This is a genomic window from Pseudomonas sp. LAIL14HWK12:I7, from assembly GCF_000483465.1.
GTDB classification, from domain to species: Bacteria; Pseudomonadota; Gammaproteobacteria; order Pseudomonadales; family Pseudomonadaceae; genus Aquipseudomonas; species Aquipseudomonas kermanshahensis.
Genome location: NZ_AXYZ01000001.1, coordinates 347,644 through 365,524, shown reverse-complemented (window position 1 = coordinate 365,524; position 17,881 = coordinate 347,644). Strand labels below are relative to the sequence as shown.

Genomic DNA, 17,881 nt, shown 5'->3' with positions numbered 1-17,881 from the left:
GCCCTTCACGCGGGAAATAGCGGATAATGGTTCGCCCCGATATGCAGCAAATCTGCCGTAGATGTGCCATTTCAGGGCATCATGGGGTTGGCTTGACATCAGTAGGGCTTTTCGATTGACTGGTCTTGCAAGCCCCCCTTGATTGATATTTTTAACAACAAAGGTGTTGCATCATGTCGGTACCCCCGCGTGCCGTTCAGCTTAACGAAGCGAACGCGTTCCTTAAGGAACATCCTGAGGTTCTCTACGTTGACCTTCTGATTGCAGATATGAATGGTGTGGTGCGCGGCAAGCGCATAGAGCGCACCAGCCTCCACAAGGTTTACGAGAAAGGCATCAACCTGCCGGCCTCCCTCTTCGCCCTGGATATCAACGGTTCCACCGTCGAAAGTACCGGCCTTGGCCTGGACATCGGCGACGCCGACCGCATCTGCTATCCCATCCCCGATACGCTGTGCAACGAGCCGTGGCAGAAACGCCCCACCGCACAGCTGCTCATGACCATGCACGAGATCGAAGGTGAGCCGTTCTTCGCCGACCCTCGTGAAGTGTTGCGTCAGGTTGTCAGCAAGTTCGACGACATGGGCCTGACCATCTGCGCCGCGTTCGAGCTGGAGTTCTACCTGATCGACCAGGAGAACGTGAACGGCCGCCCGCAACCGCCGCGCTCGCCGATCTCGGGCAAGCGCCCACAGTCGACCCAGGTGTACCTGATCGACGACCTCGACGAATACGCCGACTGCCTGCAGGACATCCTCGAAGGTGCCAAAGAGCAGGGTATTCCGGCCGATGCCATCGTCAAGGAAAGCGCCCCTGCGCAGTTCGAAGTCAACCTGCACCACGTCCCAGACCCGCTCAAGGCCTGTGACTACGCAGTGCTGCTCAAGCGTTTGATCAAGAACATCGCCTACGACCATGAAATGGACACCACGTTCATGGCCAAGCCCTACCCGGGCCAGGCAGGCAACGGCCTGCACGTTCACATCTCCGTGCTGGACAAAGATGGCAACAACATCTTCACCAGCGAGGATCCCGAGCAGAACGCCGCGCTACGTCACGCTGTCGGCGGTGTGCTCGAGACCCTGCCCGCGTCCATGGCGTTCCTCTGCCCGAACGTCAACTCGTACCGTCGTTTTGGCGCACAGTTCTATGTGCCGAATGCACCGAGCTGGGGCCTGGACAACCGCACCGTCGCGCTGCGCGTGCCGACCGGCTCTGCAGACGCCGTGCGCATCGAGCACCGGGTCGCCGGCGCCGATGCCAACCCGTACTTGATGATGGCGGCCGTGCTGGCCGGCGTGCACCACGGCCTGACCAACAAGATCGAGCCGGGCACGCCGATCGAAGGCAACTCGTACGAGCAGTTGGAGCAGAGCCTGCCGAACAACCTGCGCGATGCCCTGCGCGAGTTGGACGACAGCGAGATCCTCAACAAGTACATCGATCCGAAGTACATCGACATCTTTGTCGCGTGCAAGGAAAGCGAGCTGGAGGAGTTCGAGCACTCGATCTCCGACCTCGAGTACAACTGGTATCTGCATACCGTGTAACTGAAAACGCCGCCCACAAGGGCGGCGTTTTTATTCGAGACCACGCCGCCTGCTTCGCGGGCAAGCCCGCTCCCACAGGTATTCCACAAGCTTCAAGCCTTGTGAGTTTCCTGTGGGAGCGGGCTTGCCCCGCGAAGAGGCCGGTACAGGCTTACAAGGACTTCTCGAAAATCTTGGAGTTGCGCTGGTAGTTGTACAGCGATGCCCGCGCCGCCGGCAGCCGCTCCACGCCACTGGGCGCAAAGCCCCGCTCACGGAACCAGTGCGCAGTCCGCGTAGTCAGCACGAACAACGTATTCAGCCCCATCTGCCGCGCACGGCTCTCGATGCGCTCCAGCAACTCATCGCCCCGCCCGCCATGCCGGTACTCCGGGTTCACCGCCAGGCACGCCAACTCCCCCGCCTCGGAATCGGCAATCGGGTACAGCGCTGCACACGCGATGATCATGCCCTCGCGCTCGACCACACTGAACTGCTCGATTTCCCGCTCCAGCACCTCGCGCGAACGGCGCACCAGGATGCCTTGCTCTTCCAGCGGGCTGATCAGCTCCAACAGGCCGCCCACATCCTCGATGGTCGCCTCACGCACGACTTCGAACTGCTCCTGCGACACCAGCGTGCCGCCACCACCGCGGGTGAACAGCTCGGTCAGCAGCGCGCCGTCTTCGGCATAACTGACGATATGGCTACGCGCCACGCCGCCCTTGCAGGCCTCGGCGGCCGCATCCAGCAATTCGCCCTGGTAGTCGCTGCCCAGGCGCAGCAGATGCGGCGCCACCTGCTGTGGGCGCAGCTCACGCACCAGCTTGCCCTGCTCATCCAGCAGGCCCGGTTCGGCGCCAAACAGCAGCAGCTTGTCGGCACCCAGCTCGATGGCCGCGCGGGTGGCCACGTCTTCGCAAGCCAGGTTGAAAATTTCGCCTGTGGGCGAATAACCCAACGGCGACAGCAATACGATGGAACGCTCGTCGAGCAGGCGGCTGATGCCTTTGCGGTCGACCCGGCGCACTTCGCCGGTGTGGTGGTAGTCCACACCCTCGAGCACACCGATCGGCCGCGCCGTGACCAGGTTGCCGGACGCCACGCGCAGGCGCGAGCCCTGCATCGGCGAGGCGGCGATGTCCATCGACAGGCGTGCTTCGATGGCCAGGCGCAAGGCACCCACGGCATCTATCACACAATCCAGGGTCGCCGCATCGGTGATGCGCATGCCACGGTGGTAGTGCGGGGTCAGGCCACGGTCGGCCAGGCGGCTCTCGATCTGTGGGCGCGAGCCATGCACCAGCACCAGCCGCACGCCCAGGCTGTGCAGCAGCACCAGGTCGTGGACGATGTTGCCGAAATTAGGGTGGTCCACCCCATCGCCAGGGAGCATGACTACAAACGTGCAGTCGCGATGGGCATTGATGTACGGGGAAGCATGACGCAGCCAGTTGACGTAATCGGGCATGACAGGGCCTGTGGATAAGTGGACGGAGAACGGCGATACAGGGGGCGTTCAAGATCATCGTCGGAACAGGCTTGCGGTCACGCGCGGTCTCCTCTAGGCAGGAACGAATAAGCTCAATGGACGTTTAGTGCAGGCAATAGTGCCGAATCAAGTCACGCAATAGACGCACGGTAGGCTCGATTCGTGACATTTCCAGGTACTCGCCGGGCTGATGGGCACAGGCGATGTCGCCAGGGCCCAGCACGATGGTCTGGCAGCCCAGCTGCTGAAGATAAGGTGCTTCGGTGCCAAACGCTACCGCTTCGGCGCGGTGACCGGTCAGGCGTTCGGCCACCTGTACCAGCTCGGCGTCCGCAGCCTGCTCGAAGGCAGGCACTTCCGGGAACAGCGGGGCATAGTCGATGCGCACCTCGAACCGCTCCGCCACCGGCGCCAGCTTCTGGCGAATCGCTGCCCGCAGTTGCTCGACATCCATCCCCGGCAACGGCCGCAGGTCGAATTCCAGCGCGCATTGGCCACAGATCCGGTTGGGGTTGTCGCCGCCATGGATGCAGCCGAAGTTCATCGTCGGTGTAGGCACCGTGAACTGTGGGTTGCGGTAGGTTTGCTGCCATTCGCCGCGCAACTGCATCAGTTCGCCCATTGCGGCGTGCATAGCCTCAAGGGCGCTGCGGCCGAGGGACGGGTCCGACGAATGGCCGCTGCGCCCGAGGATGTCGATGCGGTCCATGAGGATGCCCTTGTGCATGCGGATCGGCCGCAGGCCCGTGGGCTCGCCGATCACTGCGGCGCGGCCCAACGGTTGGCCGGCCTCGGCCAAGGCACGGGCGCCGGACATGGAGCTTTCTTCGTCGCAGGTGGCGAGAATCAGCAGCGGCTGCTTGAAGTCATGCTCAAGCAACGGCATCACCGCCTCGATGACCAAGGCGAAAAAGCCCTTCATGTCGCAGCTGCCCAGGCCCACCCAACGGCCATCGACCTCGGTCAGCTTCAGCGGGTCGCTCGACCACAGCTGCTCGTCGTAGGGCACGGTGTCGCTGTGCCCCGCCAGCACCAGGCCACCCGGGCCGGTGCCACGGCTGGCCAGCAGGTTGAACTTGCCGGGGCTGACCTGCTGGATGTCGCACGTGAAACCCAGGTCACCCAACCAGCCGGCCAGCAGGTCGATGACCTGACGGTTGGACTGGTCCAGCGCAGGCTGGGTACAACTGACCGAAGGTGCGGCGATCAAAGCGGCGAACTGGTCTTTCAGCGTCGGCAACGGCATGCCTGTACTCCTCGGAAGCGTTGCCCATCATAGGACCATCTGCCGTCTGGAATAAACCGTTGACGGCCGACTCCTGTAGACTCTCTGCCAACGAGCCCCTCCTTCGAGCCTGCGATGCACAAAGAAACCGAACTCAAGCTCCGCGCCAGCCGCGAGACCCTTGCCGCCCTGCGTGAGCACCCCCTGCTGAAAAAGCGCAACAAGTCCGGTTGGCAGACCCGTGAACTGCTCAACCAGTACTTCGACACCCCGGAGCGCGAGCTTTCCGCCGCCCGTGTCGCCCTGCGCCTGCGCCGCGATGGTGATGCAATCATCCAGACCTTGAAGTGCCGCGGGCAAAGCGTGGCCGGGCTGTCCGAGCGCAACGAGTACGAGTGGCACCTGGACAAGGTCAAGCTCGACCTGAAAAAGCTCGACGGCACCTGCTGGCCCGAGCAGTTGGCTGCGCTCGACAAGAAAACCATCAAGCCGCTGTTCACCACCGACTTCAGCCGTGAATACGCCGAAATCGCTTGGGGCCGCGGCAAGAGCAAGGTCGTGATCGAGGCCGCGCTGGACCAGGGCTTCGTGATCGCCGGCAAGCGCAAGGAAGAAATCTGCGAGTTGGAGCTCGAACTGCGCGAAGGCGCACCTGAAGCCCTGCTGGAACTGGCCGCCGAGCTCGCCGCCAGCCTGCCGCTGATGCCTTGCGACATCAGCAAGGCCGAGCGTGGCTACCGCCTGCTGGAGCCCGAAAGCTACGAGCTGGGCCTGCCCCAGACCGAGCTGGATGCCGAAATGGCCCTGGACGATGCCTTCGCCGCCCTCGCCTGGCAGTTGCTCGGCAGCAGCCAGCGCCTGGCCGAGCAATACCGCCACAATGGCCACTGGCGCCTGCTGCAGGACTGGGTGCAGTCCCTGGCCGAACTGCGCGCACTGGTCGCCAGCCTGGGCCAGGCCGCACCGCGCGCCACCACCCGCGAACTGCGCGCCAGCCTCGACGCGCTGCTGGAAGACTGGCGCCCACTGGTGCAGGCCGGCAACGATGACGAAGACATCCGCCGCGCTGCGCCTGAGCAATTTGCCGAAGAACTCGAAGACGTGCGTTGGGGCCAGTTCTCGCTGGAAACCTCGCGCTGGCTGCTGGCCCGTGGCTGGACCGTCGAGCGCAAAGGCCGTGGCGAACGCCAGGGCAAGGCGCAACTGGCCAGCTGGATGGCGCACCTGCTGGGTGAAGAAGGCCGTTCGCTGAAACTGCCGCTGTACACCCAGCGCCCGGAAGACCTGGCCGAACAGCTGCCGCGCATCGAACAGCTGCTCGCCTGGCTGCACCATGCCCGCCAGGTGCTCGAAGCGCCGCAGATGGACCGCCTGTACGGCGACCTGAAAAAGCTGCACGAGCTGGCTGAACTGCCGCTGTCCGAAACGCCCGACGAGCTGCTTGAAGCCCGTATCGAGCAGGCCCGCGCGGTTGATCAGAGCCGTGGCTGGAAGTACCTGCTCAAGGCCTGATCGGCGTCGCTAGCCCTGTAGGAGCAGCCTTGCGCTGCGAAGAGGCCCGTTTTGCCACAGATTTTTTCTGGTCAAACCGGCCCCTTCGCAGCGCAAGGCTGCTCCTACAGATCGTGTCCTATCTCGACAGTGGCAGGCTGGTGGTGGATTTGATCTCCGAAAGCGCCACGATCGAATTGACCTCCTGAATCCCCGGCACATTCGACAGTTTTTCGAAGAAAAACCGCTCATACGCCTCAATGTCCGAGGTAACGATACGCAGCAGGAAGTCCACCGAGCCCATCAGCACGTAGCACTCCAGCACCTCCGGAAAACCTCGGATCGCCTCGGTGAACTCGGTGAAATTGGAGCGACCGTGCGCGTTGAGCTTCACCTCTGCAAAAATCTGCGTGTTCAGGCCGATCTTCTTGCGGTCGAGCAGCGTCACCTGCCCACGTATCACCCCCTCCTCCTTCAGCCGCTGGATGCGCCGCCAGCAAGGCGACTGCGAAAGCCCCACACGTTCGGCGATCTGTGCGCTGGACAGCGAAGCGTCCTCCTGCAGCAATTCGAGGATGCGCCGATCATAGGCGTCCAATTCGCTGTGCATGAATAATTCTCCAGATCACGATATTTCGAATAGAACAATCTGCCATACCGGCCAATTGGTCGAATCATAGCGAAAAAATACCCGCCTCAACGTGCAAGAATTTCTCCCACATTTGCGGAGACCAGCATGAACGCACTGCCACGTACCGACGCCTGGGCCGCCAGCAACGCCCACAGCACCGTGCACTACCGCCTGCAGGCCGAGGCCGAGCCCGACAGCTTATGCCGGGTGCTCAACCTGTTTGCCTTGCAGTTTCTGACCCCGCACCACGTGCAGGTCAGCCAACAGGATGACTGGCTCGCCATCGAGATCGGCATTGGCGGGCTGAGCTGGCACCGGGCCGAGGTGATTGCGCAAAAATTGCGCAACTTGGTGTGCGTGGGCGACGTAAGCCTGATGAACCTGGCGCGCGTGGAGCTGGCGGTGGTCTGACACCGCAAGATCCAGAAACCCTTTGCCCGCCGTAAGCGCACCACACCCGGCTAGCCTTCAACAGGACTCCCCTCCTGGCAAGGACGCCGCCATGCATACCCCCGACAACCAAGCCCTCGACCTCAAGCGCCTGCTCCAGGCCTTGCTCACCGACCGGCACCTGGACGCCAGCGACACCCTGCTGGTACTGCAGCAGGCCGCGTCACGGCCGACCTGCCACCCTCTGGAACTCATCGCCGCCCAAGGCCTTGAAGACCGCAAGCACCCCGGACAGCCCTTGGACCTGGACCGCCTCTGCCAATGGCTGGCTGACAAGATCGGCCAGCCGTTCCTGCGCATCGACCCCATGCAACTCGACATGGCCCAGGTCAGCGGGCTGATCTCCCCCGCTTTCGCCCAGCGCCATGGCATTCTCGTCGTCGCCGCCGACCCTTCCGGCGTCACCGTGGCCAGCGCACAGCCCTATCAGGATGACTGGCAAGCGGACTTGGCCAGGAGCCTGGGCAGGCCCATCCGCCGCGTGCTGGCCAGCCCGCTGCAGATCCGCCAGCTGGGGCAGTCGTTCTTCCGCCTGGCCCAATCGGTACAGGGCGCGCAGCACCAGCAGTCAGCCAGCCTGGGCGAGCTCGAACACCTGCTGGAGCTGGGCAAACGCCAGGCCGAAGCCAGCGCCGACGATGCTCACATCGTGCACATCGTCGACTGGCTGCTGCAGTACGCCATCGAGCAACGCGCCAGCGATATCCACCTGGAGCCCCGCCGCGAAAAAGGGCAGCTGCGCTACCGCATCGACGGCCTGCTGCACACCGTCTACGCCTTCCCCGCGGGCGTCACCCTGGCGCTGGTCAGCCGCCTCAAACACCTCGGGCGCATGGATGTGGCAGAGAAACGCCGGCCACAGGACGGCCGGTTGCAAAGCCGCCTTGCCGGCGGCGGCGAAGTGGAATTGCGCCTCTCGACCTTGCCGACGCCGTTTGGCGAAAAACTGGTACTGCGCCTGTTCGACCCGCAACAGCTGCATGAAGGCTTCGACCGCCTGGGCCTGGAAGGGCAGCAACTGGAGCAATGGCGCGCGCTGCTGGGCCAACGCCAGGGCATCATCCTGGTGACAGGCCCCACGGGTTCAGGCAAGACCAGCACGCTCTACGCCAGCCTCAAGCTGCTGGCCACCCCGCAAGTCAACCTGTGCACCATCGAAGACCCCATCGAGCGGCTGGAGCCGGCCTTCAACCAACTGCAAGTCCAGCCCGCACTGGGCCTGTGCTTCGCCGACGGCGTGCGGGCGATGCTGCGCCAGGACCCGGACATCATCATGATCGGCGAGATCCGCGACCGGGAAACCGCCCTGGTGGCCGTGCAGGCAGCCCTTACCGGGCACCTGGTGCTGTCGACCCTGCACACCAACGATGCCTGCGGCGCGATCACCCGGCTGCAGGAACTGGGCGTGGCTGATTACCTGATCAAGGCAACACTGATCGGGGTCATGGCGCAGCGCCTGATTCGCACCTTGTGCAGCGATTGCCAGGGGTGTGCCTCGGCAGCCAGCGGCCAGCCCTGCCGCACCTGTCGCGGTACCGGTTTTCAGGGCCGTACTGGCCTGTTCGAACTGTTGATACCCAGCGAAAGCCTGCGCGCGCAGATAGGCCCACACACCGACCTGGCGCAGTTGCGACGCCAGGCGCTGACCGAAGGCTTGGTAGACCTGCGCCGGTGCGGGGAGGCGAAAGTGGCCCGTGGCCTGACCGCTACAGAGGAAGTGCTAAGGGCCTGCTCCTGAGCAAAAAACCCTTGTATTCAAGGAACTTGCACCCCCTCGGCAGGATCAAACCGCGCATCTTCAACCCTCACCCTTCGAGGTGTTTCAACATGCGTCTCAAAACCGCCATCGCGACCGCTGCCTTGCTTTCGCTGCCAATGGGCTCCGCCATGGCCGATACCTTCTGGCGTAACGTGATTTCTTCCGGTGCAACCACGGCGTCGACCTACCTGACGTCGAAGGATCACAAACTGGTAATGGCCGCGCAGGACGACGCCGGCAGCTTCGTGGCCAGTGAAGGCGCAATCCGCGGGCCGTTCCTGGAATCGGCGATGCGCCAAGTGCGCGCTGAAAACCCAGGGATGCAGGCCAGCGACATGGAACTGGCCAATGCCATCCTGGCCAAGAACGCGGTAGCCGAATAAGTTTTTGGGGGGCCAGCCCCCCAAAAATCAGCGATAAGCCTCCACCGGCACACACGCGCAAAACAAGTTCCTGTCCCCATACACATTGTCGACCCGGTTCACCGCTGGCCAATACTTGTGCTGGCGTACGTGAGCGCTGGGGGCGATGCCTTGCTCCAGGCTGTACGGCCTGTTCCACGGTGCCAACACGTCAGCCAAGGTATGCGGAGCATGCTTGAGCGGGTTGTCTTCGGCCGGCCAGTTGCCTTCCTGTACCTGAGCGATTTCTGCCCGGATCGCCAGCATCGCTTCGACGAAACGGTCCAGCTCAGCTTTCGACTCACTCTCGGTCGGCTCGACCATCAGCGTGCCCGGTACCGGGAATGACATGGTCGGGGCATGGAAGCCATAGTCCATCAAACGCTTGGCCACGTCTTCCTCGCTGATACCGGTCTGCGCCTTGAGCGGCCGCAGATCGAGAATGCACTCGTGGGCCACGCGCTGGTTACGCCCGCGGTAAAGCACCGGGAAAGCCCCGCCAAGTTGGCTGGCCAGGTAATTGGCCGAGAGGATCGCCACCTCACTGGCATCGGCCAGTTGCGGGCCCATCATGGCGATATACATCCAGCTGATCGGCAAAATGCTCGCGCTGCCCCAAGGCGCGGCACTGACCGCGCTGTTGTTCGGGTCCAAACCCGGCACCGGCACCACCGGGTGGCTGGCGACAAAGGGCTTGAGGTGGGCGCGGATACCGATCGGGCCCATGCCGGGGCCGCCGCCCCCGTGGGGGATGCAGAAGGTCTTGTGCAGGTTCATATGCGACACATCGGCGCCGATGTCGGCTGGGCGCGTCAGGCCGACCTGGGCATTGAGGTTGGCGCCGTCCATGTACACCTGGCCACCGTGTTGGTGCACCACGTCGCATATTTCGCGAATACCCTCTTCATACACCCCGTGGGTCGAGGGGTAGGTGACCATCAGGCACGACAACCGATCCCCGGCCGCTTGCGCTTTGGCCTTGAGGTCCGTGAGGTCGACGTTGCCGTCGTCGTCGCAATCGACGATCACCACCTCCATGCCGGCCATCTGCGCCGAGGCCGGGTTGGTGCCGTGGGCGGAGGACGGAATCAGGCACAAGGTACGCTGAGGCTGGTGGCGGCTGCGGTGGTAGCGGGTGATGGCCATAAGGCCGGCGTATTCGCCCTGCGCGCCGGAGTTGGGCTGCATGCAGATGGCGTCGAAGCCGGTGATGGCGCATAACCAGCTTTCCAGCTCGTCGATCATCGCCTTGTAGCCCACTGCCTGGGCAGCCGGGGCGAACGGGTGCAGCTGGGCGAAGGCTGGCCAGGTGATGGGGATCATCTCGCTGGTGGCGTTGAGTTTCATGGTGCAGGAGCCCAGCGGGATCATTGACTGGTTCAGCGCCAGGTCCTTGTTTTCCAGCTGCTTGAGGTAGCGCAGCATCTCGGTTTCGCTGTGGTGCAGGTTGAAGACCGGGTGCGCGAGGATCGGGGTGCGCCGCACCAGCCCCGCCGGGATGCCTTCTGGCAGCGCCAACTGGTCGAGCGCGGCAATGTCCAGGCCGTGATCGACGCCGAGGAAAATGTCCAACAGGCGCAACACGGTCTGTTCGTTGCAGGTTTCGTCCAGGCTCACGCCCAAGTGCCCGCGCCCGAGGATGCGCAGGTTGATACGCGCGTGCTCGGCACTTTCGATGATCGCCGCCTGCGCGCCGCCCACCTCCAGCGTCAAGGTGTCGAAGAAATGCTGGTTGAGCCGCTTGATGCCCTTGGCCTCCAGGCCGGCCGCCAGAATGAAGGTCAGCCGGTGCACCCGCTGGGCGATGCGCTGCAAGCCTTCTGGGCCATGGTAGACGGCGTAGAAGCCGGCGATGTTGGCCAGCAGCACCTGGGCCGTGCAGATGTTGGAGTTGGCCTTTTCGCGGCGGATGTGCTGCTCGCGGGTCTGCAGGGCCATGCGCAGCGCGGTGTTGCCCCGGGCATCGCGCGACACACCGATGATGCGCCCCGGCATGGCCCGCTTGAAGTCGTCGCGGCAGGCGAAATAGGCGGCATGAGGGCCGCCATAGCCCATCGGGACGCCAAAGCGCTGGGTCGATCCCAACACCACATCGGCGCCCAGCTCACCGGGTGGCGCCAGCACCACCAGGCTGAGCAGGTCGGCGGCGACGCAGGCCAAGGCATGCTGGCTGTGCAGATGATCGATGAGCGGGCGCAGGTCGCGTACCTCGCCGTGGGTGTCCGGGTACTGCAGCAAGGCGCCGAATACCGCGTGCTTGGCCAGGTTATCCACAGAATCGACGATCAGGTCGAAGCCAAACCCTTCAGCGCGGGTTTTCAGCACCGAGAGGGTTTGCGGGTGGCAGTGCTCGTCGGCGAAAAACGCGTTGCTCTTGTTGCGTGCCACGCGCTTGGCCAGGGCCATGGCCTCGGCAGCGGCGGTGGCCTCGTCGAGTAGCGAGGCGTTGGCCAAGGTGAGGCCGGTGAGGTCGATGACCATCTGCTGGAAATTCAACAACGCTTCCAGCCGGCCTTGGGCGATTTCGGGTTGGTAAGGCGTGTAGGCGGTGTACCAGCCAGGGTTTTCCAGCACGTTACGCAGGATGACGGTCGGCGTGACGGTGCCGTGGTAGCCCATGCCGATGAGGCTGGTCCAGACCTGGTTCTGCTCGGCATAACCGGCGAGCTTGGCCAATGCGGCCTGTTCGTCCAGCGCCGGCGGCAGGTCGAGGGGGCGATTGAGGCGGATCCCCGGCGGGACCGTCTGCTCGATCAGCTCGCTGCGGCTGGCAACACCCAACGCGCTGAGCATGGCCTGCTGCTCCGAGGCATCGGGGCCCAGGTGGCGACGCAGGAAAGGGTTGAGCTCTTGCAGTTGATGCAGGGACGGCGACTGGGACATGACGACGCTCTCTTCCTAGACCAGGCCTCATGGAGACTTATAAGTCTAGGAAGGATTGCCGATTGTGCGGGGAAACTTGCTTGCAGGCCCGGCCTCATCGCGGGCAAACCCGCTCCTACAGGGGTATCAGCTGCAGTGCAGTACCTGTGGGAGCGGCTTTAGCCGCGAAGAAGGCGACGCGGTATTACTCGCCGATGGCAGCCTGATAACCCGCAGCATCCAGCAGCTTGTCCAGCTCAGCCTTGTCGCTTGGCTTCAGCTTGAAGATCCAGGCACCGTAAGGCTCTTCGTTGAGCAGCTCTGGGCTGTCGGCCAGTGCTTCGTTGACCGCGATCACTTCGCCACCGATCGGGGCGTAGATGTCGGAAGCAGCCTTGACCGACTCGACCACGCCAGCCGCGTCGCCTTGGGCGAACACCTTGCCGACTTCCGCCAGTTCGACGAACACGACGTCACCCAGGGCTTCCTGTGCGTGGTCGCTGATGCCAACGGTCACTGTGCCGTCGCTTTCCAGGCGTGCCCACTCGTGGCTTTCGGCAAAACGCAGTTCGGCGGGGATATTGCTCATGTCTTGAATTCCTCGATTGGCTCAGCGGTCGGCCCGCCGGTTAAAAATTATTCAAATCAGGATTTTGCCGTGGCGCACGAAGGTCGGTTTGACCACCCGCACCGGGTACCACTTGCCGCGAATCTCGACCTCGGCGCGGTCGCCGGTGGCCATGGGTAAACGCGCCAGGGCAATAGACTTGCTCAGCGTAGGAGAGAAACTACCACTGGTGATCTCCCCTTCGCCAATGCCGGCAACGCGAACCACCTGATGGGCACGCAAAACGCCGCGTTCTTCCAGCACCAGGCCAACCAGTTTTTCCTTCACACCTTGCTCGATTTCCGCCAGCAGGCCCGCGCGGCCGATGAACTCGCGCTCAGCCGGCTCCCAGGCGATGCTCCAGCCCAGGTTGGAGGTGAGTGGGGTATGGGTTTCGTCGATGTCCTGGCCATAAAGGTTCATACCGGCTTCCAGGCGCAGGGTGTCACGGGCGCCCAGGCCACTGGGGGCGATGCCGGCGCCAACCAGGTCGTTATAGAAAGTAACGGCCTCGTGGCCTGGCAGGATGATCTCAAGGCCGTCTTCACCGGTATAACCGGTGCGGGCAATGAACCAGTCGCCGTCGGCAATGCCTTCGAACGGGCGCAGCGCGCGAATCAGCGCGGCGCGCGAGGCGCTGAGCAAGGCGGCGACCTTGTCACGCGCCTGCGGGCCTTGGATGGCAAGAATGGCCAAGTCCGGGCGCACCTCGAAATCGACCGAGAACCCACTTTGCTGGGCCTTGAGCCAAGCCAGCACCTTGGCGCGGGTAGCGGCGTTGGTGACCAGGCGGTAGCCGGCTTCGGTGCGATAGGCGATGAGGTCATCGATGACCCCGCCCTCTTCGTTGAGCAGTGGGCTGTACAGCGCCTTGCCGACACTGTCGAGGCGGGCAACATCGTTGGCCAGCAAATGCTGCAACCAAGCGGTAGCATCACGGCCACTGATGTCGATCACGGTCATATGGGAAACATCGAAGACCCCGCAGTCACTGCGCACCTGATGGTGCTCCTCGACTTGCGAGCCATAGTGCAGGGGCATGTCCCAACCGCCAAAATCGACCGTCTTGGCGCCGAGCGCCAGGTGCAGGTCATACAAAAGCGTGCGCTGTCCCATGGGTTTCTCCTTCCGGGCGTGGCGAAGCGGCGGCGGTCGATGACGTTTGGTCGTCAGCTCTTCTTGTAGGACCCGCCGCGCGAATGCCGCGCATTGTAGCCGCATGGGCGCGGGCTGGCATCCTTACTGTCAGTGACCGGGGCGCCGAGCTGAGCGGCGAATCAGCCCGATGACCGGCAGCAAGCCCACCAGCACCAGGGTCAAGGCAGGCAGCGAGGCACGCGCCCACTCGCCCTCGCTGGTCATCTCGAACACCCGTACCGCCAAGGTGTCCCAGCCGAACGGGCGCATCAGCAAGGTGGCCGGCATTTCCTTCAACACATCGACGAATACCAGCAGGGCAGCACTCAGTGCACCGGGCACCAGCAACGGCAGATACACCTTGAAAAACAATGCCACGCCGCCGACGCCCAAGCTGCGCGAAGCCTCTGGCAATGAGGGCCGGATACGCTCCAGGCTGCTTTCCAGCGGCCCGTAGGCCACGGCGATGAAGCGCACCAGGTAGGCCAGCAGCAAGGCCGCAAGGCTGCCCAGCAGCAAGGGTTTGCCAGCGCCGCCCAGCCACGTCGAAATCGGCACCACCAGCTGGTTATCGAGGTAACTGAAGGCCAGCATGATCGACACGGCCAGCACCGAGCCTGGCAGGGCATAACCAAGGTTGGCCAGGCCGACCCCGGCGCGGATGCCCCCGGTCGGCGCCTGGCGCCGGGCGAAGGCCAGCAGCAGCGCCACGCTCACCGTGATCAATGCAGCCATGCCGCCCAGGTACAAGGTGTGCAACACCAGGCCGACATAACGCTCGTCCAGGTCATGCCGCCCACGCTGCCAGCACCACACCAGCAGTTGCAGCAGCGGTATGACGAAGGCACAGGCGAACACCAGCAGGCACCAGCCGCTGGCCAGCAGCGCCTTGGCCCCACGCAGGTGATAGAGCGCCTTGCCACGCGCGCGCTCATTACCCGTGCGGCTCGCGCCGCGGGCACGGCGCTCGCCGTACAGCACCAGCATCACCGCCAACAGCAGCAGGCTGGCCAACTGGGCCGCGCTGGACAGGCTGAAGAAGCCGTACCAGGTCTTGTAGATGGCCGTGGTGAAGGTGTCGAAATTGAACACCGCCACTGCACCGAAGTCGGCCAGGGTTTCCATCAATGCCAGGGCGATACCGGCACCGATCGCCGGCCGCGCCATGGGCAGTGCGACGCGCCAGAACGCCTGCAGCGGTGACAACCCCAGTACCCGGGCCGCTTCCATCAGGCCCCTGCCCTGCGCCAGGAAGGCTGTGCGCGCCAGCAGGTAGACATAGGGGTAGAACACCAGCACGAGCACGATGATCACCCCGCCCGTGGAGCGTACGCGCGGCAGGCGCATCGGCCCGAACACTTCGCGCAGGGCGCTTTGCACCGGGCCGGCAAAATCCAGCAGGCCGACGAAAACGAATGCCAGCACGTAGGCGGGGATGGCAAACGGCAGCATCAGCGCCCAGTCCAGCCAGCGCCGGCCAGGGAATTCGCAGAGGCTGGTGAGCCAGGCCAGGCTGACCCCCAATACGGTCACGCCGATGCCTACGCCTACTACCAGGGTCAGGGTGTTGCCGAGCAGGCGGCTCATCTGGGTGTCGAGCAGGTGTGACCAGATCTGCAGGTCGATCGACTGCCATGACAGCAGCAGGACGCTCAGAGGCAACAGCACCAGGGCGGCGACCAGGGCGACCGGGAGGTACCAGCGACGTTGGGGGGTGTGGGGCAAGTTCAGAACTCTCGGTTGCGATTGCGACCGCTGCGCGGTCGTTCGCGGGCAAGCCCGCCCCCACAGGGTTTACACACGCTTCAGTGGAAAACCTGTGGGAGCGGGCTTGCCCGCGAAAGGGCCCTTGCAGGCCCCGGAAGGATAACTTAGTTCCAGCCAGCCCGATCCATCAAGCGAATCGCTTCGGCCTGGCGCTTGCCAGCGATTTCGACCGGAATGCTGTCAGCCTTGAAGCTGCCCCAGGCGGCTACCTCGTCCGATGGCTTGACCTTCGGGTTGGCCGGGAACTCCTGGTTGATGTCGGCGAACAGCTTCTGCGCGTCCTCGCCGGTCATCCATTCCACCAGCTTTTTCGCAGCCTCAGGGTGCGGGGCATGCTTGGTCAGGCCGATACCCGACAGGTTGACGTGCACACCGCGGTCACCTTGGTTGGGCCAGAAGATCTTGACCGGCAACGTGGGGTTTTGTTTATGCAGGCGCCCGTAGTAGTAAGTGTTGACCACGCCCACGTCGCACTGGCCAGCTTCGATGGCCTGGATCACGGCGTTGTCATCGGAGAACACGTCGGTGGACAGGTTATTCACCCAACCTTTGACGATGGCTTCGGTTTTCGCCTCGCCGTGGTTCTCGATCAAGGTGGCGGTCAGCGACTGGTTGTAGACCTTCTTCGCAGTGCGCAGGCACAGACGCCCTTCCCACTGCTTGTCGGCCAAGGCTTCGTAGGTGCTCAGCTGATCCGGTTTGACCCGGTCAGTAGAGTAGATGATGGTGCGCGCGCGCAGGCTCAGGCCGGTCCAGTCGTGGGACGAGGCCCGGTATTGCGGCGGAATGTTCTGGCCGATGATGTCCGATTTGATCGGTTGCAGGATGCCCATCTGCTCGGCCTGCCAGAGGTTGCCGGCATCGACGGTCAGCAGCAGGTCGGCCACACCGTTCTCGCCCTCGGCCTTGATGCGTTGCATCAGCGGGGCTTCCTTGTCGGTGATGAACTTGACCTTGACCCCGGTCTTGGCGGTGTAGGCGTCGAACACCGGCTTGATCAGCTCGTCGATGCGCGAGGAGTACACCACCACTTCTTCCGCTGCCTGGGCAGTGCCGCCGAACAACGTCAGGGCCAGGGCGGCCAGTAGGGGCTTGCGTGGCAACATGAAATGCACTCCTCGGATCGTATGAGAGGCGCAAATGGTAGTGAATCCCATTTTGTCCCTCACCCTCGGAGCCGTTACCGGATGTTGCAGCCCGCGCAAGCGCCTCCTGTAGGAGCAGCCTTGTGCTGCGAAGAAGCCACAACGGTGCTCGTCATACCGGCCCTTTCGCAGCGCAAGGCTGCTCCTACAGAGGCCGTGCTAACGTCAGGGCTTGGCCAATTCTGGCAGGTCTCCGCTCAAACCCAACGCCTGGCGCACGAATAATGCCTTGGCCTCCGGCATCTGCTCCACCAGCTTCAAGCCACTGTTACGCAACCAGCGCAACGGCAGCGGATTGGCCTGGAACAGCCGCTCGAACCCTTCCATGGCGGCCATCAGCCCCAAGTTGTGCGGCATGCGCCGGCGCTCATAGCGGCTCAGCACCTTTACATCTGCCAGCCGTTCGCCGCGCTCGCTGGCATTCACCAGCACCTCGGCCAGCACGGCGGCATCAAGGAACCCCAGGTTGACGCCCTGCCCGGCCAACGGATGAATGGTGTGCGCGGCATCGCCGATCAGCGCCAGGCCCTCAGCCACATAGCGCTTGGCATGGCGCTGACGCAGCGGCACGCACACGCGTGGGTCGGCCTGTAGCACCTCGCCCAGGCGCCCCTCGAAGGCCCGCTCCAGTGCCTTGAGGAAGGCCGGCTCGTCCAGCGCCATCAGTTGCTCGGCATGCTCTGGCGTGGTCGACCAGACGATCGAGCACCAGTCCTGCTGGCCCTCACGTGTCAGCGGCAGAAACGCCAGCGGGCCCTCGTCGGTAAAGCGTTGCCAGGCCGTGGCCTGGTGCCCCGCGCTGCAACGTACGCTGGTGACGATGGCGTGGTGCAGGTAATCCCACTCACGGGTTTCGCAGCCGGTCAGGCGGCGTACCGCCGAGTTGGCGCCATCCGCCGCCACTACCAACGGTGCCCGCAGTTGGCGGCCGTCGGCCAGGGTCAGCAGCCACTCGTCACCGGAACGGCGCAGTTGCTCGAGCCGCGCGTTGGGCAACAGGCCGATGTCGCTGTCATGCAGACGCTCCAGCAAGCCATCCTGCACCACCCGGTTTTCGACGATGTGGCCGAGCACCTGGGCATGCACGCTGGCCGCCGAGAAGTGGATCTGGCCCGTACCGCTGCCATCCCAGACGTGCATGTCGGTATACGGCGTGGCCCGTCGCCGGGCGATGCCATCCCAGGCGCCTAGGCGCTCCAGAATGCGCTGGCTGGCCGCCGACAATGCACTGACGCGCGGCTCGAACGGCGCTTCGGTATCGAAGGGTTTTACCGACAGCGGGCTGCCGTCGAGCAGGAGAATGTCCAAGCCACTGTGGCGCAATGCCAGGGCCAGGGCGCTGCCGACCATACCGGCACCGACAATCAACAGATCTGCGCGCATTT

The 17,881-nt window shown here is 63.9% G+C and carries 14 protein-coding genes; 5 read left to right on the top strand and 9 right to left on the bottom strand.

Annotated elements, in window-relative coordinates; genetic code table 11:
* Positions 1 to 173: 173 nt before the first annotated feature.
* A complete protein-coding gene (locus D886_RS0101730; RefSeq protein WP_027592251.1) occupies positions 174 to 1,550 on the top strand; it encodes a glutamine synthetase family protein in 1,377 nt (458 codons plus the stop codon).
* 151 nt (positions 1,551 to 1,701) lie between these two features.
* On the opposite strand, the gene argA is transcribed toward D886_RS0101730, so the two are convergent.
* Both argA and argE read right to left on the bottom strand, forming a co-directional pair.
* Positions 1,702 to 3,000, bottom strand: coding sequence for an amino-acid N-acetyltransferase (gene argA, locus D886_RS0101725; RefSeq protein WP_027592250.1), 1,299 nt, complete (start codon positions 2,998 to 3,000; stop codon positions 1,702 to 1,704).
* A 124-nt stretch (positions 3,001 to 3,124) separates the two neighbouring features.
* Positions 3,125 to 4,267 (bottom strand): acetylornithine deacetylase, encoded by a 1,143-nt coding sequence (gene argE, locus D886_RS0101720; RefSeq protein ID WP_027592249.1) that lies wholly within the window; start codon positions 4,265 to 4,267, stop codon positions 3,125 to 3,127.
* Positions 4,268 to 4,381: 114 nt separating this feature from the next.
* Between argE and D886_RS0101715 the strand changes: the two genes are divergently transcribed.
* A complete protein-coding gene (locus D886_RS0101715) occupies positions 4,382 to 5,758 on the top strand; it encodes an inorganic triphosphatase (RefSeq protein WP_027592248.1) in 1,377 nt (458 codons plus the stop codon).
* A gap of 118 nt (positions 5,759 to 5,876) precedes the next feature.
* Here the strand turns inward: D886_RS0101715 and D886_RS0101710 are convergent, their stop codons facing one another.
* Positions 5,877 to 6,347, bottom strand: a complete 471-nt coding sequence (locus D886_RS0101710; protein ID WP_027592247.1) for an Lrp/AsnC family transcriptional regulator — start codon at positions 6,345 to 6,347, stop codon at positions 5,877 to 5,879.
* Between the two features lie 126 nt (positions 6,348 to 6,473).
* On the opposite strand from D886_RS0101710, the gene D886_RS0101705 reads away from it, so the two are divergent.
* The 3 genes from D886_RS0101705 to D886_RS0101695 all read left to right on the top strand — a co-directional run bounded on the left by D886_RS0101705 (position 6,474) and on the right by D886_RS0101695 (position 8,960).
* Positions 6,474 to 6,779, top strand: a complete 306-nt coding sequence (locus tag D886_RS0101705) for a hypothetical protein (protein WP_027592246.1) — start codon at positions 6,474 to 6,476, stop codon at positions 6,777 to 6,779.
* Positions 6,780 to 6,870: 91 nt separating this feature from the next.
* Positions 6,871 to 8,556: a GspE/PulE family protein gene (locus tag D886_RS0101700; RefSeq protein ID WP_027592245.1), complete on the top strand. Its 1,686-nt coding sequence runs from the start codon at positions 6,871 to 6,873 to the stop codon at positions 8,554 to 8,556.
* A gap of 89 nt (positions 8,557 to 8,645) precedes the next feature.
* Positions 8,646 to 8,960, top strand: coding sequence for a DUF2388 domain-containing protein (locus D886_RS0101695; protein ID WP_027592244.1), 315 nt, complete (start codon positions 8,646 to 8,648; stop codon positions 8,958 to 8,960).
* A 27-nt stretch (positions 8,961 to 8,987) separates the two neighbouring features.
* On the opposite strand, the gene gcvP is transcribed toward D886_RS0101695, so the two are convergent.
* From gcvP to D886_RS0101665, 6 genes are all read right to left on the bottom strand, one after another.
* Positions 8,988 to 11,861, bottom strand: coding sequence for an aminomethyl-transferring glycine dehydrogenase (gene gcvP, locus D886_RS0101690; RefSeq protein ID WP_027592243.1), 2,874 nt, complete (start codon positions 11,859 to 11,861; stop codon positions 8,988 to 8,990).
* 184 nt (positions 11,862 to 12,045) lie between these two features.
* Positions 12,046 to 12,429: a glycine cleavage system protein GcvH gene (gene gcvH / locus D886_RS0101685; protein ID WP_027592242.1), complete on the bottom strand. Its 384-nt coding sequence runs from the start codon at positions 12,427 to 12,429 to the stop codon at positions 12,046 to 12,048.
* A 51-nt stretch (positions 12,430 to 12,480) separates the two neighbouring features.
* A complete protein-coding gene (gcvT, locus tag D886_RS0101680) occupies positions 12,481 to 13,563 on the bottom strand; it encodes a glycine cleavage system aminomethyltransferase GcvT (RefSeq protein WP_027592241.1) in 1,083 nt (360 codons plus the stop codon).
* 129 nt (positions 13,564 to 13,692) lie between these two features.
* Positions 13,693 to 15,309: an iron ABC transporter permease gene (locus D886_RS0101675; RefSeq protein ID WP_027592240.1), complete on the bottom strand. Its 1,617-nt coding sequence runs from the start codon at positions 15,307 to 15,309 to the stop codon at positions 13,693 to 13,695.
* 146 nt (positions 15,310 to 15,455) lie between these two features.
* The gene (locus tag D886_RS0101670; protein WP_027592239.1) at positions 15,456 to 16,457 is read right to left on the bottom strand and encodes an extracellular solute-binding protein; all 1,002 of its coding nucleotides are present in this window, start codon (positions 16,455 to 16,457) and stop codon (positions 15,456 to 15,458) included.
* A gap of 204 nt (positions 16,458 to 16,661) precedes the next feature.
* Positions 16,662 to 17,879: a 2-octaprenyl-3-methyl-6-methoxy-1,4-benzoquinol hydroxylase gene (locus D886_RS0101665; protein ID WP_177323869.1), complete on the bottom strand. Its 1,218-nt coding sequence runs from the start codon at positions 17,877 to 17,879 to the stop codon at positions 16,662 to 16,664.
* Positions 17,880 to 17,881 lie beyond the last annotated feature (2 nt).

Bases quoted from the DNA above. Each gene is read 5' to 3' on its own strand.
- D886_RS0101730 (WP_027592251.1), top strand. From the start codon at position 174: ATGTCGGTACCCCCGCGTGCCGTTCAGCTTAACGAAGCGAACGCGTTC.
- argA (WP_027592250.1), bottom strand. From the start codon at position 3,000: ATGCCCGATTACGTCAACTGGCTGCGTCATGCTTCCCCGTACATCAAT.
- argE (WP_027592249.1), bottom strand. From the start codon at position 4,267: ATGCCGTTGCCGACGCTGAAAGACCAGTTCGCCGCTTTGATCGCCGCA.
- D886_RS0101715 (WP_027592248.1), top strand. From the start codon at position 4,382: ATGCACAAAGAAACCGAACTCAAGCTCCGCGCCAGCCGCGAGACCCTT.
- D886_RS0101710 (WP_027592247.1), bottom strand. From the start codon at position 6,347: ATGCACAGCGAATTGGACGCCTATGATCGGCGCATCCTCGAATTGCTG.
- D886_RS0101705 (WP_027592246.1), top strand. From the start codon at position 6,474: ATGAACGCACTGCCACGTACCGACGCCTGGGCCGCCAGCAACGCCCAC.
- D886_RS0101700 (WP_027592245.1), top strand. From the start codon at position 6,871: ATGCATACCCCCGACAACCAAGCCCTCGACCTCAAGCGCCTGCTCCAG.
- D886_RS0101695 (WP_027592244.1), top strand. From the start codon at position 8,646: ATGCGTCTCAAAACCGCCATCGCGACCGCTGCCTTGCTTTCGCTGCCA.
- gcvP (WP_027592243.1), bottom strand. From the start codon at position 11,861: ATGTCCCAGTCGCCGTCCCTGCATCAACTGCAAGAGCTCAACCCTTTC.
- gcvH (WP_027592242.1), bottom strand. From the start codon at position 12,429: ATGAGCAATATCCCCGCCGAACTGCGTTTTGCCGAAAGCCACGAGTGG.
- gcvT (WP_027592241.1), bottom strand. From the start codon at position 13,563: ATGGGACAGCGCACGCTTTTGTATGACCTGCACCTGGCGCTCGGCGCC.
- D886_RS0101670 (WP_027592239.1), bottom strand. From the start codon at position 16,457: ATGTTGCCACGCAAGCCCCTACTGGCCGCCCTGGCCCTGACGTTGTTC.
- D886_RS0101665 (WP_177323869.1), bottom strand. From the start codon at position 17,879: ATGCGCGCAGATCTGTTGATTGTCGGTGCCGGTATGGTCGGCAGCGCC.